This window comes from Bifidobacterium aerophilum (genome assembly GCF_010667685.1).
Lineage (GTDB): Bacteria > Actinomycetota > Actinomycetes > Actinomycetales > Bifidobacteriaceae > Bifidobacterium > Bifidobacterium aerophilum.
Window position 1 is genome coordinate 147608 of sequence record NZ_WHZW01000002.1, and the last position, 15944, is coordinate 163551.

General features: G+C 65.0%; 12 protein-coding genes. 10 read left to right on the plus strand and 2 right to left on the minus strand.

Annotation, left to right across the window (positions count from 1 at the left end; all coding sequences use genetic code 11):
• Positions 1-267 precede the first annotated feature (267 nt).
• Positions 268-636 (plus strand): endonuclease domain-containing protein, encoded by a 369-nt coding sequence (locus GFD25_RS01470; RefSeq protein WP_163229228.1) that lies wholly within the window; start codon positions 268-270, stop codon positions 634-636.
• Between the two features lie 133 nt (positions 637-769).
• Here GFD25_RS01470 and GFD25_RS01475 read toward each other — a convergent pair whose 3' ends face one another.
• A complete protein-coding gene (locus GFD25_RS01475) occupies positions 770-3718 on the minus strand; it encodes an ABC transporter permease (protein ID WP_163229230.1) in 2949 nt (982 codons plus the stop codon).
• The gene (locus GFD25_RS01480) at positions 3715-4626 is read right to left on the minus strand and encodes an ABC transporter ATP-binding protein (RefSeq protein WP_163229232.1); all 912 of its coding nucleotides are present in this window, start codon (positions 4624-4626) and stop codon (positions 3715-3717) included. Before GFD25_RS01480 ends, GFD25_RS01475 begins: the two co-directional genes overlap by 4 nt.
• A 76-nt stretch (positions 4627-4702) precedes the next feature.
• On the opposite strand from GFD25_RS01480, the gene GFD25_RS01485 reads away from it, so the two are divergent.
• The 9 genes from GFD25_RS01485 (at position 4703) to GFD25_RS01525 (ending at position 15938) form a co-directional block, all read left to right on the plus strand.
• Positions 4703-5707, plus strand: a complete 1005-nt coding sequence (locus GFD25_RS01485; RefSeq protein ID WP_163229234.1) for a tyrosine recombinase — start codon at positions 4703-4705, stop codon at positions 5705-5707.
• Positions 5708-6154: 447 nt separating this feature from the next.
• Positions 6155-7804 carry a peptide ABC transporter substrate-binding protein gene (locus tag GFD25_RS01490; protein ID WP_163229236.1) on the plus strand — a complete coding sequence of 550 codons (1650 nt, stop codon included), beginning with the start codon at positions 6155-6157 and terminating at the stop codon, positions 7802-7804.
• Between the two features lie 238 nt (positions 7805-8042).
• Entirely contained in the window at positions 8043-8969 is a 927-nt protein-coding gene (locus tag GFD25_RS01495; protein ID WP_163229238.1) for an ABC transporter permease, read from the plus strand.
• A 19-nt stretch (positions 8970-8988) separates the two neighbouring features.
• Positions 8989-9960 (plus strand): ABC transporter permease, encoded by a 972-nt coding sequence (locus GFD25_RS01500; protein ID WP_163229241.1) that lies wholly within the window; start codon positions 8989-8991, stop codon positions 9958-9960.
• A gap of 18 nt (positions 9961-9978) precedes the next feature.
• Entirely contained in the window at positions 9979-11991 is a 2013-nt protein-coding gene (locus GFD25_RS01505; protein WP_163229243.1) for a dipeptide ABC transporter ATP-binding protein, read from the plus strand.
• 61 nt (positions 11992-12052) lie between these two features.
• On the plus strand, positions 12053-12913 hold the full coding sequence (locus GFD25_RS01510; protein ID WP_163229245.1) for an exodeoxyribonuclease III: 861 nt from the start codon (positions 12053-12055) through the stop codon (positions 12911-12913).
• A gap of 200 nt (positions 12914-13113) precedes the next feature.
• Positions 13114-13962: a DUF3710 domain-containing protein gene (locus tag GFD25_RS01515; protein ID WP_163229247.1), complete on the plus strand. Its 849-nt coding sequence runs from the start codon at positions 13114-13116 to the stop codon at positions 13960-13962.
• Positions 13963-13965: 3 nt separating this feature from the next.
• Positions 13966-14673: a DUF3159 domain-containing protein gene (locus tag GFD25_RS01520; RefSeq protein WP_163229249.1), complete on the plus strand. Its 708-nt coding sequence runs from the start codon at positions 13966-13968 to the stop codon at positions 14671-14673.
• A complete protein-coding gene (locus GFD25_RS01525) occupies positions 14673-15938 on the plus strand; it encodes a class I SAM-dependent RNA methyltransferase (protein WP_163229251.1) in 1266 nt (421 codons plus the stop codon). The genes GFD25_RS01520 and GFD25_RS01525 overlap by 1 nt, the downstream gene beginning before the upstream one ends.
• Positions 15939-15944: the final 6 nt, after the last annotated feature.

Below are 15944 nucleotides of genomic sequence, written 5' to 3' on the forward strand. Positions count from 1 at the left end.
CCATCGTAACCCGTCAAAATCCCATCCGCGTGGAGACGCGGTGAATATGTCCCGCATGTATCGCACAGACGATTCCTCGGCTCCCGCAACAAACGCGGAGACGTTTGTAGACGAGAAACTATGTGTGCGGAGCCTCGGCTCCCTCGGCCGAGGGAGCTGTCACGCGCAGCGTGACTGAGGGAGCGTCGCGGCCGAAGGCCACCATCAACACAGCATCGCGCAACGCGCGATTCCGATACCACACGAGTCATCCGCTACGATCAACCCATGAGGGACTACAATCACGCCAACACGCCATTGGCCAAGCAACTACGCCGAACCATGACTCCGTGGGAGCGCAAACTCTGGCATTGCTTTCTCAAAACCCACAAGCTGCGTTGGCAGCGCCAGAAACCCATCGGCAACCGCATCGTCGACTTCTACTGCGCGAAGGCGCGACTCGTGGTCGAACTGGACGGTGGTGGACACTACACGCCGCAACAACGGTCCGAGGACGCGCGACGTACCCGGGAACTGGAGTCGACGGTGGAAGGGTTGATGGTGATTCGGTTCGCGAACAATCAGGTGGATCGCATGTTCGATGCGGTATGTACGGAGATTGACCGGGTGACGATGGGACGTGCTGAAGGTAGGTAGGCCGACGGCTTATGTATTGGAATCGCGCGTTGCGCGATGCTGTTTATTTGGCGGCCTGCCGGCCGCGACGCTCCCTCAGTCACGCTGCGCGTGACAGCTCCCTCGGCCGAGGGAGCCAAGCCCGCCAAATTGGTCAGTCGGTGGCGACGGCGTCGAGGACGGGGACCTTGAGGGCGCGGCGGGCCGGCGGCAGGGCCGCGACCACGCCGATCGCGATCGACGCCAGTAGGAACAGTCCCAGCTGGGTCCAAGGAATGCTCAGCCGTTCGAGACCGTTCGACCGGTACACCTGCTGGATCACCGCGCCCGCGCCCGTGCCGACCACCACGCCGAGCAGCGTGCCCAGCACGGCGATCATCGCCGCCTCGATCGCCAGCATGCCGCGCACCTGCATGCGCGACGTGCCGATCGCACGCAACAGGCCGATCTCCCGCGTGCGCTCCGACACGCTCAACGCCAACGTATTCACGATGCCGAACACCGCGATCACGATCGACAGCGCCAGCAGCGCGTACAGGATGATGAGGATCTGATCGACCATCGTGCTCATCGTCGACTTGAATTCCTCGCGGTCCTGCACGTTCACCACGTAATACGATTTCACCGCGTCGACCAGCCGCGTCTTGAGCGTCGCCGTATCCGTGCCATCGGCCGCGTTGATGAACAGCATGATCGTGAACATCGTGTATTCGTTCGCGATCTTGCCGGCCAGATCGTCGTTCATGAGCACCATCGACCGGTACACCGAGTTCTCGATGATCGCGCCCACCTTCGCCTTGACATGCGTTTCGACCGTTTTCGTCTTCACCAGCGTGGACGGATCCACGTTCTTCGCATCCTCGGCGGCCTTCTGCGCCTCGGCGGATTTCGCCTGCGCCCCGGCCGTGTCGCCGGACGCCAGCAGCGTCTGCGCCTGCGTCTGCAATGCCGCGATCTTCGATTGCACCTGAGCCTGATAGTCGGCCTGCGCCTTGGCCGTGGCCTCCTTGTCGACCACGATCTGCCGGCCGTTGACCGTGACCGTATCCCCGACCTGCCAGCCGTTGTCCTTGGCGACGGTGACGCCGACGACCAGTTCGCCGTCGCGCAACGCACGATCCGCGTCTCCCGAATTCGTGACGGGGGCGAACACCTCGGTGAACAGTGACGGCTGTTCGGCGAACGTCATCGCGGACGTCTTGTCGTCGCCGGACCCGTATGTGACGCCGAGCAGCATGCGCGACTGCGAAACGGAACCGACGCCCTCGGTCTTCTTGATCGCTTCGATCGCATCGTCCGGGATCCGCCCGTCCGACGCGGACATGGCCGAAAAGTCGGATTTCAGGCCGCTGTCGACGATGCCCGCGACCGACGCCTTCGCCGACGAGGCGACCACGCCCAGACAACTCACGATCGCCACGCCCACGAACAGCGCGGCCGCCGTGTTCGCCGTGCGATGCTTGCCGCGCGCAAGATTGCGCGTCGCAAGCCGGCCGGTCACCGTGAACACGTGCGCCGGAATCCAACCGAGCACCACGCTCGTCGGCTCGACCAGGGCCGGGGCGAGCACGATCACGCCCAACACCACGAGTCCCGCGCCCACGCCGAGCGGCCAGCCGGTACTCAGCGACGCACCCCAGTCGTTCAGCCAATCCCACGGCGAGATCGCCACCGTGTCGTCGGCCTTCGCCAACGCGATACGCCAGCAGAACAGCCACGAGAGTGCGCCGCATGCGATCATCAGCGAACCGGCCACGCCGCGCGGCCATACCGGCTTCTCCGGATTCACCGTCTCGTTCATCGCCTGGATCGGCGGGGCCATCGCCGCACGCCGTGCCGGCAATGCCGCGCCGAGCAACGTCACCACGAGTCCGACGATCAGGCCGACCAGCATGTCCGACGCGCTCGGATCCACCGCGCCCGACATCGGCATGCCCATGTGGTCCAAAACGCTCACGATGAGCCGGACCATGCCCCAGCCAAGTCCGATGCCGAACCCGGATCCGACCAGGCCGAGCACGATCGCCTGCACGATCACCGTGGAGAACACCTGCGCGGGGGAGGCTCCCACCGAACGCAGCAGCGCGTAGCCGCGCATTGATTCGCGTACGATCATCGAGAACGTGTTCGCGATGATGAACGATCCGACGAACAATGCGATCACCGCGAAGATCAGAATCAGCGGCTGGATGAAGCCGAGCGCCTTCTTGGTGGCGGCCGCGCTGTCGTCGCGCACCTGCCGACCGGTGACCGCGCGGGCCTTGGAATCAGCCGGCAGCGCCTTGTTGATGCGGTCGGCGAGCTCGCGCTGCTGTTCGTCGGTCAGCGGTTCGCCTCCGTTGGCGGAACCGTACACGCCGATGTTGCGCACCATGTTGATCTGTCCGGACTGCTGTTGGAAGTAGTCTTTGGCGGCGCTCGGCGCCAGGCCGACGATGATCGCGCCCGCCTGGCTGGAATCGGTGGAGAAGATGCCGACGACCTTCACGTCCGCGGCGCCGTCCGGATAGACGAGTTTCGTCATGTCTCCGACCTTGAGCCCGGCGGTTTCGGCGGCGAACGTGTGCAACGCGACCTCGTTCTTGGCCTTCGCCCAGCGGCCCTCGGTAAGCGTGGCCGACCGCCACGTACCCTTGGCCAGACCGAGCGCCACCGTGGGCGCGCCCGTGGTCGACACGGCGTTGCCGTCCTTGCCGACGAGCACGATGCCGGAGACGGAATAGGTGATCGTGGCGGTTTTCACGCCGTCGACCTTGGCGATCGTGTCAGCCAGCGCCGCGTCGATGCGGTTGTAGGTCTTGGACGCGTCCGATGAGGCGGACGATGACGACGACGAAGATCCCGACGATGACGACGACGAACCCGAGGACGACGAGCCTGACGACATCGCCATCATGTCATCGGCCGACTTGTCTTCTGTGCTGCCGCGCACGTACACGTCCGCGTCGGAGTTCGACGCCATCATCTGGTCGACCTGGCTGCTCATCATCTCGCGGAAGCAGAACGAGCCGACCACGAACGACACGCCGAGCGCGATCGCGATGATCGACATGACGAACCGGCCGAAATGCGCGCGTGCGTCGCGCAAGCCTATGCGGATCATGCGCGCTCCTTGGAAGGGATCTCTTCGCTTGCTTCGCCCGGTCGAGACGACATGGGAAGACCGTCCACCTCGTCGCCCTCGCCGGCGAACACCTCAAGGATCTCGTCATAGGTCGGATGCCGCAGATCCTGCGTGATGCGCCCGTCCGCCAGCACGAGCACGCGGTCCGCGTACGAGGCGGCGCGCGGATCATGCGTCACCATCACGATCGTCTGGCCGTATTCGCGCACCGAGTCCTTCAGGAATCCCAGCACTTCGCGGCTCGAATGTGAATCGAGGTTGCCGGTCGGCTCGTCGGCGAAGATCACGCTCGGACGCGCCATGATCGCACGCGCGCAGGCGACGCGCTGCTGCTGGCCTCCCGACAGCTGGCTCGGCCGGTGCGTGAGCCTCGAACGCAGCCCGACCACGTCGACCACCTTGTCGAACCAGGCGCGGTCGATCGGCCGCTTCGCGATCTGCAACGGCAGCAGGATGTTCTCTTCGGCGGTCAGCGTCGGCACGAGGTTGAACGACTGGAAGATGAAGCCGATCTGATCACGGCGCAGTTTCGTCAGCTGCCGCTGGTTCATCGAGGACACTTCGAGCCCCTCGACCACGACCTTGCCGCTCGTCGGCTGGTCGAGGCCGGCCATGCAGTGCATGAGTGTGGATTTGCCCGAGCCGGACGGTCCCATGATCGCGGTCATCTGTCCGCGCATGAATTCGACGTTCACATGGTCGAGCGCGACGACCTGCGCATCCTTGTCGCCGTAGGTCTTGGTCAGGTCGATCGCGCGGGCCACGACCTCGTCGCCGGTCGCGCGATCGGCGTTCACGCCTGCGGCCGGCGTACGGCCCCGGCGATGTGTCGCGCGTCGTGCCTGTGCTGCGGCTGCGGTGGTTGTCGTGGCTGAATGTCGTCCCATGATGCACCTGTTTTCCCTCGATGATGGTATGGGATAGTTTATAAGGACACCGGTATGGCGACAGGGGAGGCGGAACGTGACGTTCGATGATGCGCTGGCCGGTTTTCTCGCCTTTCTCAAGGCCAACCGCGGGTTGAGCGCGAATACGCTGAAGGCGTATCGCACCGATGTGGGCGAATGCCTGCACGTACTGGAACTGCGCGGCGTGCGCGCGCCCGACGAGATCACCACCGACGACCTGCGTTCGTGGATGGCGCACGAGTCGCGCACGCATGCCCGTTCCAGCATGGCCCGCAAGGTCGTGGCCGTGCGGGGGTTCTTCTCGTGGGCGCATGACCACGATCTGATACCGGCCGACCCGGCGGCCGTGCTCATGACACCGAAGATTCCCGACACGCTGCCGGCCGTGCTCACCGAGGCGCAGGCCGAACGGCTGATGGACGAGGTCGACGACGACGCGCGACGGCCGCAGGGAGCGGCGGAACGCAGGACACACGCCGACCAGGGCCGGCATGACCGCGACGGCCGCGACGGCCGCGCCGACAAAGACGACAAGGCCCGTGCGGTCGCGTTGCGCGACGCGGCGATGCTGGAGCTGCTGTATGCGACCGGCATCCGCGTGGCCGAACTCGTCGGGACGGATATCCGCGACGTGGATTTCTCGAACCGGACGGTGAAGGTCACCGGCAAGGGGAACAAGCAGCGGGTGGTGCCGTTCGGCGGTCCTGCGGCGAAGGCGCTGCGCGACTGGCTTGCCGACGGTCGTCCGCTGCTGGCCTCCTGCGGCAGGGGGGCGGCGGATGACGGCGAAGCGCTGTTCGTGGGCGTCCGCGGCGCGCGCATCGACCAGCGGATCGTGCGCGGTGTGGTGCACCGCCATGCGCAGGCGGCCGGCGTGCCCGACATCAGCCCGCACGCCCTGCGCCACAGCGCGGCCACGCATCTGCTCGACGGGGGAGCGGACCTTCGCGAGGTGCAGGAGATGCTCGGCCATTCCTCGCTGAAGACCACGCAGCGGTACACGCATGTGTCGATCGATCAGCTCAAGTCCCGGTACGAGCAGGCGTTTCCGAGGGCATGACTATCTCTCAGTCACTTCGTGACGTTTTCCCTGACCGGGGAGACGGAAGGGTGCGAAGGATGAGACATTGCGCCGATATGCCTGCGGAGAGTTAACGTGGACGTAACACGAATGATGACTTTCGTTCGGCTGACAGTTCTTTCCGGCAACGCCGCGTACCTCCGAAAGTTTGGAAAAACCTTGGAATTCCTAGGGTAAACGGTGTTGACGAAATATATAGATCCGTCAGAATCCATGGTTATCCACGTTACGGACGGGTGGTTGGCATCGATCCCGCACATGCGACACAATGATGATTGATCAGCAAAGGGGTTGGCCGCAACGGCGTGTCGCTTGCACGTCGGGAAGTCAGCCCCTTTTGCATACGTCGCCCGAGCGGTAAGGTCCGCGACGAGTATCGCGGGGTTTACGACAACGGCGACGAACCTCATGAATAGGAGAAATCATATGAAGAAGAAAGCTCTTGCTTTCGCGGCCGCCGCCTGCTCGCTGGCCATGTTGCTGGGCGGCTGCGGCTCCTCCAACAACGCTGCCAACAACACCGCCAACGGCGGCAAGATGATCATCACCGCCGGTGATTCCGAACCGCAGAACCCGCTGGTTCCGACCAACACCAACGAGACCGGCGGCGGCGTGGTCATCGACCTGCTGTTCTCCCGTCTGGTGTCCTTCGACGCCAAGGGCAACGCGCAGAACGAGGTCGCCGAGTCCATCACCCCGAACAGCGACGCCTCCCAGTACACGATCAAGCTGAAGTCCGGTTGGAAGTTCACCGACGGCACGCCGGTCACCTCCGAGTCCTTCACCAAGGCTTGGTCCTACGGCGCGAACGCGAAGAACGCGCAGAAGTCCTCCTCCTTCTTCTCGACCATCAAGGGCTTCGACGAGCTGCAGAACGCCGACAAGCTCAAGGGCGACGAGCAGCTGTCCGGCCTGACGGTCAAGGACGACACCACCTTCGTCGTCGACCTGAACCAGCCCGACGCGACCTTCCCGATCAAGGTCGGCTACTCCGCGTTCGCCCCGCTGCCGGAATCCTTCTACAAGGATCCGAAGGCCTTCGGCGAGAACCCGGTCGGCAACGGCCCGTATAAGTTCGAGTCTTGGGACCACAACAAGACGATCAAGATCGTCAAGAACGACGACTACAAGGGCAACGACGCCGCCAAGAACGACGGCATCACCTTCAAGATCTACACCGATGACGACGCGCAGTACGCCGACGTCCAGTCCGGCAACCTGAACGTGATGCAGTCCGTCCCGGCCTCCGCCACCAAGACCTTCGAGAAGAACAAGAAGCTGCAGGCCTACAACAAGGCCGGCTCCGTCTCCCAGACCTTCACCATCCCGTCCAACCTCGAGCACTTCGACGTGACCACCGAGGAAGGCCAGCTGCGCCGCCAGGCCATCTCCAAGGCCATCAACCGCGAGCAGCTGACCGACAAGGTCCTCAACGGCATCGGCACCCCGGCCGTCGACTTCACCTCCCCGCTGATCCCGGGCTACTCCGACTCCCTCAAGGGCGTTGACAACCTGAAGTTCGACGCCGCGGCTGCCAAGGAGCTGTGGGCCAAGGCCGACAAGATCTCCAAGTACGACGGCCAGCTCACCTTCGCGTACAACGCCGACGGCGGTGCCAAGCCGATTTACGACGCCATCGTCAACCAGCTGAAGAACAACCTGGGCATCGACGTGGCCACCAACCCGATGCCGACCTTCCAGGAGTTCCGTAACGCCGTCACCGAGCGTCAGATCAAGGGCGCGTTCCGTACCGGCTGGCAGCCGGACTACCCGTCCGCCGAGAACTTCCTGTACCAGCTGTATGATTCGGCCGCTGCCGACGGCAAGGGCTCGAACGACGGCGACTACAAGAACAAGGAGTTCGACGCCCTGATGACCAAGGCGTACGCCGCCACCTCCACCGAGGATGCGAACAAGATCTACCAGCAGGCTCAGGAGATCCTGCTCAACGACCTGCCGTCCATCCCGCTGTACTACTCCAACGCCGTCGCGGTCGCCTCGCTGAACGTCGAGGGCCTGGAGCTCAACTGGCAGAACGTCCCGATGTACGAGAACATCACCCTCAAGTCGGAGTGATCTCGCTGATCGAACGGTCGAACTGACCAAGTAGTGAGACGGGGAACGGAAGCGATTCCGTTCCCCGTTTTTCGTATGCGAAAACGGTCTTTTTCATCTTCACGTCATCCTTACGAAACATTCAGGTCAATCAATGGGGTAGACTAACGAGGTACTTAGCGACCGGCCGAGCGTTTTCGCGTACCCATTTCTGCGCGTGTCCCGAAAGCCGGCCGGTCAAAGAATCAAGGAGAAACCGATGGGCAAATATCTTCTGCGCCGTATTCTGCAGATGATCCCCGTGGTTCTCGGCGCGACGCTGCTGGTCTATGCACTCGTCTTCGCGTTGCCGGGCGATCCGGTCAAGGCGATGTTCGGTGACAAGCCGGTCAATGAAGCGGTCGCCGCCCAGATCCGCGCCGAATACAACCTCGACAAGCCGTTCATCATCCAGTACCTGCTGTTCCTCAAGAACGCGCTCACGCTGGACTTCGGCAACACCTTCGCCGGACAGCCGGTCATCGACGAGATCGCACGCGCGTTCCCGGTGACCATCAGGCTTGGCATCATGGCCTTCTGCTTCGAAGCGATCTTCGGCATCATCTTCGGCATCATCTCCGGCCTGAACAAGGGCAAGTGGTATGACACCGTCATCCTGCTCATCTCCCTGCTGCTCATCTCCGTGCCGACCTTCGTGACCGGCTTCGCCGGCCAGTACTTCCTCGGCGTCGAATGGAGCATCATCCCCGTGACCGCCGGCTCCGACCCGGGCTTCTTCGACCTGCTGTTCCCCGCGATGGTCCTCGGCTCGGTCTCCATGGCCTACATCATCCGCCTCGCGCGTTCCGAAATCTCCTCGAACATCGCCGAGGACTACGTGCGCACCGCGCGCGCCAAGGGCATGAGCAACGGCTCCGTCATGGTCCGCCACGTCCTGCGCAACTCGCTGATCCCGGTCGTCACCTACCTCGGCCAGGATCTCGGCGCGCTCATGGGCGGCGCGATGATCTCCGAGCAGATCTTCAACATCCACGGCGTCGGCTTCCTGACCTACCAGAGCATTCTCAAGGGCGAAGGCAACCTCGTGGTCTCCATCGTCACCCTGCTGCTGCTGATCTTCGTGATCTGCAACCTGCTCGTCGACCTGCTGTACGCGGCGCTTGACCCGCGTATCCGTTACGCCTGATCGTGGGGGAGGAGAACTCATGACTGACACGACCAACACTTTCCCCGCGGCCGAAACGCTGCCCGGCCAGGAACGCTACGTCGCCCCGATCGAGGAGACCCCGCTGCAGGACGTCGACAAGGTCGACGAATCCGCCCCGGCCACCAGCATGTGGGCCGACGCGTGGCGCACGCTGCGCAAGAACCCGCTGTTCATCGTCTCGGGCCTGCTCATCATCTTCATCGTGTTCGTCGCCCTGTTCCCGGGCGTGTTCACGAAGATCGACCCGAACTACTGCAACCTCGACAACTCGCTCGGCGACCCGGAGGCCGGCCACCCGTTCGGCTACGACTTCCAGGGCTGCGACGTGTTCGCCCGCACCGTGTACGGCACCCGAACCTCGCTGTCCGTCGGCATCCTGTCCACGCTGATCGTCGTGCTCGTCGGCACGCTCATCGGCGCGGTCGCCGGCTTCTTCGGCGGCTGGGTCGACGCCCTGCTGAGCCGTATCATCGACATCTTCTACTCCATCCCGTTCCTGCTCGGCGCCATCGTCGTGCTGCAGATGTTCCGCACCTCCAGCTCGATCTGGAAGGTCGTGCTCGTGCTCGCCCTGTTCGGCTGGGTGTCCACCGCGCGTATCGCCCGCGGCTCGGTCATGGAGGCCAAGAACCTCGAGTTCAACACCGCGTCCACCGCGCTCGGCTCCACGCCGATGCGCAACCTGTTCAGCCACATCATCCCCAACGCGATGGCCCCGATCATCGTGATCGGCACCACCTCCCTCGGCTCCTACATCGTGTCCGAGGCTACGCTGAGCTTCCTCGGCATCGGCCTGCCGACCACCACCGTCAGCTGGGGCGGCGACATCTCCCAGGCCCAGACCAACCTGATGACCAACCCGATGGTGCTGTTCTACCCGTCCGTGGCACTGGCCATCACCGTGCTGAGCTTCATCATGATGGGCGACGCGGTCAAGGACGCGCTCGATCCGAAGAGCCGTACCGCCTGAGCGTGAAGGATAAACGACATGGAAACCAATAACGTCAACGAAAAGCTCCTTGCCATGCAGAAGGCCCAGGGCCCGCTGCTCGAGGTCAAGGACCTCAAGGTCGACTTCACCACCGACGACAAGCGTGCCGTGCACGCCGTGCGCGACTCCTCCTTCAGCGTCTACCCGGGCCAGTGGGTGGCCATCGTGGGCGAGTCCGGTTCCGGCAAGTCCACGTCCGCCATGGCCGTGCTCGGCCTGCTGCCGGGCACCGGCAAGGTCGTCGGCGGCTCCATCAAGCTCGACGGCCAGGAGATCTCCGGCCTCAAGCCCAAGGAGTTCGACAAGCTGCGCGGCACCAAGATGGGCCTCGTCCCGCAGGACCCGATGAGCAACCTCAACCCGGTGTACCGCATCGGCACCCAGGTCAAGGAGGCGCTCAAGGCCAACGGCATGGACGTCGCGCACGAGAAGCGCTCCGCCCTCGCCAAGGCGCTGGCCGGCGACGAGGTCGCGGTCAAGACCAACGACGACGAAACCTTCATCGGCTCCGCGGAACTGCCCGCGCTGCTCGACGCCGCCAAGGACGCGCTGGCCAAGATCGGCGTGACCGGCGACCGTGCCGACGAGTTCATGAAGGCGTTCAAGGACGAGTGGGTTCCGGGCTCCGAAACCCGCTGGCGCGTGGCCGACGATCTCATCAAGGCCGGCGTGAAGGACGACGACGCCTGGGTCATCGCCAAGAAGTACGTCACCGGCTCCACGCTCAACGACCGCATCGCCGGCCTGCTGTCCGAAGCCGGCCTGCCCGATGCGGCCACCCGCGCCCGCCAGTACCCGCACGAGTTCTCCGGCGGCATGCGCCAGCGCGCGCTCATCGCCATCGGCCTGGCGTGCCGCCCGGAGCTGCTCATCGCCGACGAGCCGACCTCCGCGCTGGACGTCACCGTGCAGAAGAAGATCCTCGACCACCTGCACTACCTGACCGACTCGCTGGGAACCGCCGTGCTGTTCATCACCCACGACCTGGGCCTGGCCGCCGAACGCGCCCAGCACATCGTCGTGATGTACAAGGGTCAGGTCGTCGAATCCGGCCCGTCGCTCGAAGTGCTCCAGCACCCGCAGCACCCGTACACCAAGCGTCTCGTGGCCGCCGCCCCGTCGCTCGCCTCGCAGCGTATCATCTCCGCGCACCAGCGCGGCGAGAACGCCGACGCCCTGCTCGAGCACCACATCGTCGGCGAGGACAAGCTCGAGAAGAGCGAGAACATCATCACCGTCGAACACCTCACCAAGGAGTTCAAGCTCCCGCGTAAGAAGGAGATGTTCAAGGCCGTCGACGACGTCTCGTTCTCCGTCAAGCGCGGCTCCACGCTGGCCATCGTGGGCGAGTCCGGTTCGGGCAAGTCCACCGTGGCAAACATGGTCCTCAAGCTCCTCGAGCCGACCGCCGGCACCGTGACCTACGAAGGCAAGGACATCTCCGGCTTCAAGGGCAAGGAGCTGCTCGACTTCCGCCGTCACGTCCAGCCGGTGTTCCAGAACCCGTACGGCTCGCTCGACCCGATGTACTCGATCTACCGTTCGATCGAGGAGCCGCTGCGCATCCACAAGATCGGCGACACGAAGAGCCGTCAGAAGCGCGTGCGCGAGCTGCTCGACATGGTCGAGATGCCGGAATCCGTCATGACCCGCTACCCGAACGAGCTGTCCGGCGGCCAGCGCCAGCGCATCGCCATCGCGCGAGCCATGGCCCTCAATCCGGACGTGATCGTCTGCGACGAGGCCGTGTCCGCCCTCGACGTGCTCGTGCAGGACCAGGTGCTGCACCTGCTCAACGACCTGCAGGCCGAACAGGGCCTGAGCTACCTGTTCATCACCCACGATCTGGCCGTCGTCCGCCAGATCGCCGACGAGGTCGTGGTGATGCAGCACGGCAAGCTCGTAGAGCACGCCACCACCGACGAGGTGTTCGCGCATCCGAAGATGCAGTACACCAAGGATCTGCTCGACGCGATCCCGGGCGGCAAGCTCCAGCTCGGCCTGGACTGAGTCCCGTCCTGATTTCCCGGCTCCCCTCAGACGAGGGGAGCCTTTTTGTATAGTGGACGCCATGACCATCACCATCACCACATCGAACGTGAACGGCATCCGCGCGGCCGAGCGCAAGGGCATCGCCGACTGGGCCGGCCGCAACACCCCCAGCATCTGGTGCATGCAGGAGGTACGCGCCCCGCAGCCCGACATCGACCGCATCGTCGGCGGTCTCGGCTTCGAATACGCCACCGCCGGCGCCGTGACGGACCCGGGCGAACTGACCGCGATGAACGAGATCTGCCGCGTCAAGGGACGCGCCGGCGTGGCGCTGCTGAGCGACCTGCCGGTCGTCGACCGCCGCTACGGGCTGCCGGGACTGGACGAGGACGTGGACTCGGGCCGTTGGATCGAAGCGGACATCCGCACGCCGCAAGGCTATGAGATCACCGTCGCATGCGTGTACGTGCACGCCGGCAACGTCGACGATCCGGTCAAGATGGAACAGAAGTACCGTTTCCTGGACACCATGCTCGTGCGCATGGGCCAGTTGCGCGACGAGGCCGCGCGCGGCGGCAAGCAGGCCGTGCTGTGCGGTGATTTCAACATCGCGCACACGCCGCTCGACATCAAGAACGCGAAGGCCAACGAGAAGCACGCCGGCTTCCTGCCCGAGGAACGGGCCTACGTGGACCGCTGGCTGGACGAATACGAGTTCTTGGACGTGATGCGCGACCTCGCCGGCGACATCCAGGGACCGTACACGTGGTGGAGCCAGCGCGGGCGCGCCTTCGACAACAACGTCGGCTGGCGCATCGACTACCAGTTCGCCACGCCGGAGCTCGCCGAGACCGCGCGCGGGTTCGTGATCGACAAGGCGCCGACCTACGACGCCCGCTGGTCCGACCATGCGCCGCTGACGATCACATATGAGGTGTGAGCTTCGCTCACCAATGCCCTGCGCGTGCGCTGATGCGCACGGCTACGAACAGTTCACCGGACTGTTCGTCATATGAGGTGTGAGCTTCGCTCACCAGTGCCCTGCGCGCGTCCGGCCTTATCCGCATGCTCCCAGCCAATCACAAGGCGTGGTGCTACGCTAGTCGAGGTTGCAACCGCATAACGAAACGAGGAACACCAATGGGACTGTTTGGATTCGGCAAGAAGAAGCATCAGGACGAGGACGCCGCTGAGGCCAAGGCCGAGAACAAGGACGAGACCGCCGCGCAGGCCGGCGACGACGCGCAGGCCGAGGCCGCCGAGCCGCACTACCCGAGCGAGGCCGTCAGCGAATACGAGGGCCGCGGCGAGGAATACGGCCCGTGGGACGTCAACGACGAGAACCTCATCGACTACGACATGCACCTTGATCTCGGCGCCTACTACCTGCCGTACCTGCAGGGCCTGATGCTGCGCCTCAAGGCCAGCCGCGCCACTCAGCAGATCCTCGGCGCGACCATCACCTACGGTTCGTCCAGCCTCGAGATCGAGGCGTTCGCCGCGCCCAAGAGCAGCGGCCTGTGGGACGACATGCGCGCCGACCTGCTCGAAGCCAACGCGAACGCGACCGAACAGCCGGGCGTGTTCGGCACCGAGGTCCGCCTGCCCGTCCAGCTCAAGGGTGGCAAGGTGTTCGAAACCCGCATCGTCGGCGTCGACGGCCCGCGCTGGATGCTGCGCGGCATCTTCTCCGGCAAGGCCGCGGTGCTGCCGGCCGACCCGGAAACCGTGGCGCTCAACCACTTCTTCGCCGACGTCGTCGTGGATCGCGGCGAGGAGCCGCTCGCACCGCGCGACCTGATCCCCATGCACGCGCCGGTCGCCCCGGCCGAACGCAAGGCCGCCAAGGCCGCCGCCGAAGGCGAGACCGCCGGCAAGGAGCATCTCAAGGACATTCCGGACAAGCCGGAAGGCCCGTTCGACTCCGATCAGCAGGTCGAGGTCAAGACCACGCTGTCGCGCGGCCCGATGTTCTCCGAAGTCCGCTAGCCGATGAGCGAACCGGAACGCAACAAACGGGGCATGGCGTCGCTCGCTTCGGCGGGCGACGGCGATTTCTCCGTCATCGACGCGATCGGCGGCCCGCGCGGCGTGGTCGAATCGATGCTGCCCGGCGTCGTGTTCGTCGTGATGTTCGTCGTCACCAGCAACCTGAACCTCACGATCGGCGTGTCCGCCGCGCTGGCCGTGATCCAGGTCGTCGTGCGCCTGCTGCAACGCCAGTCGGTGATGGGCGCGCTCAGCGGCCTGATCGCCGTGGGCATCTGCCTGATCTGGGCATGGAAAAGCCATGAGGCGCGCAACTACTACATGTTCGGCTTCATCTCGAACGCCGTGTACCTGGTGCTGCTCACCCTGTCGCTGATCGTGCGCGTGCCCGGACTCGGCCTGATGATCGAATTCATCCGGTCCCTGCCCACCGAGCATTTCAAGGCATGGTTCGACGATTGGATGCACGACCGTGAGCTCAAACGCGCGTACATGATCGTGACCGCATTGTGGATCGGCGTGTTCGCGCTGCGCCTGCTCGTGCAGGTGCCGCTGTACCTGACCGACCATGTCGCGTTGCTCGGCACCGCACGCCTGCTCATGGGCATCCCGTTCTGGGCGCTGGCGATCTGGGTGTCGTACCTGATCATCGCCACCCCGTTGCACCGTCACAAGGCCGCCGCCCAGACATTGCAGAAGGAGACAGACTGATGGACGTTCAGGTGCGCATCGAACGTTACGCCGACCAGGGCCGTTGCGTCGGTCACATCGACGGACGCGTCGTATTCGTGCGGTTCGCCCTGCCCGGCGAGCTCGTGCGCGTCACCCTGGACGAGCCGCACGACCGTGACGACCGGTTCTGGACCGGCGAGGTCACCGAAGTCATCGAGGCGAGCGAGGACCGTGTGCCTCCCGCATGGCCGCTCGCCGGACCGCTCGCGATGGGCGGCGGCGTCGGCGGCGCCGACCTGGTGCATGTGAGCCTTACCGGACAGCTGCGATGGAAGGCCGTCACCGTGTCCGAACAGCTCAGCCGGCTCGGCCATATCGACGTGAACGTGCCGATCGAACGCATGGACGGCGACGAAACGCTCGGCGGATTCCACTGGCGCACGCGCATCGAGATGATCGCCGACGACAACGGCCGGCCGTCGATGCGCCGCCGAGGCTCCCACGTCCGCGTGCCGCTCGACACGATGCCGCTCGCCACGAAGTCCCTGCTTGCCGTGGCCGACGCCGAACACGTCTGGGACGGCGGCTTCGAACCCGGCTCGCAGATCCGCCTGTCCGTGCCCGAACCGCGCGACGGCGCCGCTCCCGCCGACTCCGGCGACTACGCCGTGCTCGTCGATGGCGAACTGCGCTCCGGTGCACGCCGCCTCGTCGAACGCGCCGACATCGCCGGCACGACCTTCGAATACACGGTCGACGCGAACGGCTTCTGGCAGATCCACCGGCAGGCTCCGCTCGCCCTGCCGAACCACGTCATCGACCTCGCCCGACGTGAGATCGGCGACAAGCCGTCCGCCTGCATCTGGGACCTGTACTCCGGATCCGGACTGTTCACGCTGCCGTTGGCCACGCTCGTCACCCCGCGCACACGCATGCTCAGCGTCGAAGGCGGCCGCACGGCCGTCGCCAGCGCGCAACGCAACCTGCGCCACATGAACCTCACGGACGTGGACGCGCGCTGCGGCGACGTGGCGAAGACCCTCGCCAACGTGCCCGCGCATCTGTCGCACCCCGATCTCATCGTGCTCGACCCGCCGCGTGCGGGAGCGCGCGCCAAGGTCTGCCGGCAGATGGCCGCATCCGAGGCCCGGTCGATCATCTACATCGCCTGCGATCCGACCAGCCTCGGCCGCGACGCCGGCACGCTGCGCGAACTCGGCTACGAACTCGCCGACGTGCGCGCGTTCGACATCTACCCGATGACCCACCACGTCGAAACGGTGGCCCTGTTCCGCCGCGCCTGAGGGGAG

Excerpts from the sequence above, each read along its gene's own strand:
- GFD25_RS01470 (WP_163229228.1), top strand. The coding sequence starts at position 268 with ATGAGGGACTACAATCACGCCAACACGCCATTGGCCAAGCAACTACGC.
- GFD25_RS01475 (WP_163229230.1), bottom strand. The coding sequence starts at position 3,718 with ATGATCCGCATAGGCTTGCGCGACGCACGCGCGCATTTCGGCCGGTTC.
- GFD25_RS01480 (WP_163229232.1), bottom strand. The coding sequence starts at position 4,626 with ATGGGACGACATTCAGCCACGACAACCACCGCAGCCGCAGCACAGGCA.
- GFD25_RS01490 (WP_163229236.1), top strand. The coding sequence starts at position 6,155 with ATGAAGAAGAAAGCTCTTGCTTTCGCGGCCGCCGCCTGCTCGCTGGCC.
- GFD25_RS01495 (WP_163229238.1), top strand. The coding sequence starts at position 8,043 with ATGGGCAAATATCTTCTGCGCCGTATTCTGCAGATGATCCCCGTGGTT.
- GFD25_RS01500 (WP_163229241.1), top strand. The coding sequence starts at position 8,989 with ATGACTGACACGACCAACACTTTCCCCGCGGCCGAAACGCTGCCCGGC.
- GFD25_RS01505 (WP_163229243.1), top strand. The coding sequence starts at position 9,979 with ATGGAAACCAATAACGTCAACGAAAAGCTCCTTGCCATGCAGAAGGCC.
- GFD25_RS01510 (WP_163229245.1), top strand. The coding sequence starts at position 12,053 with ATGACCATCACCATCACCACATCGAACGTGAACGGCATCCGCGCGGCC.
- GFD25_RS01515 (WP_163229247.1), top strand. The coding sequence starts at position 13,114 with ATGGGACTGTTTGGATTCGGCAAGAAGAAGCATCAGGACGAGGACGCC.
- GFD25_RS01520 (WP_163229249.1), top strand. The coding sequence starts at position 13,966 with ATGAGCGAACCGGAACGCAACAAACGGGGCATGGCGTCGCTCGCTTCG.
- GFD25_RS01525 (WP_163229251.1), top strand. The coding sequence starts at position 14,673 with ATGGACGTTCAGGTGCGCATCGAACGTTACGCCGACCAGGGCCGTTGC.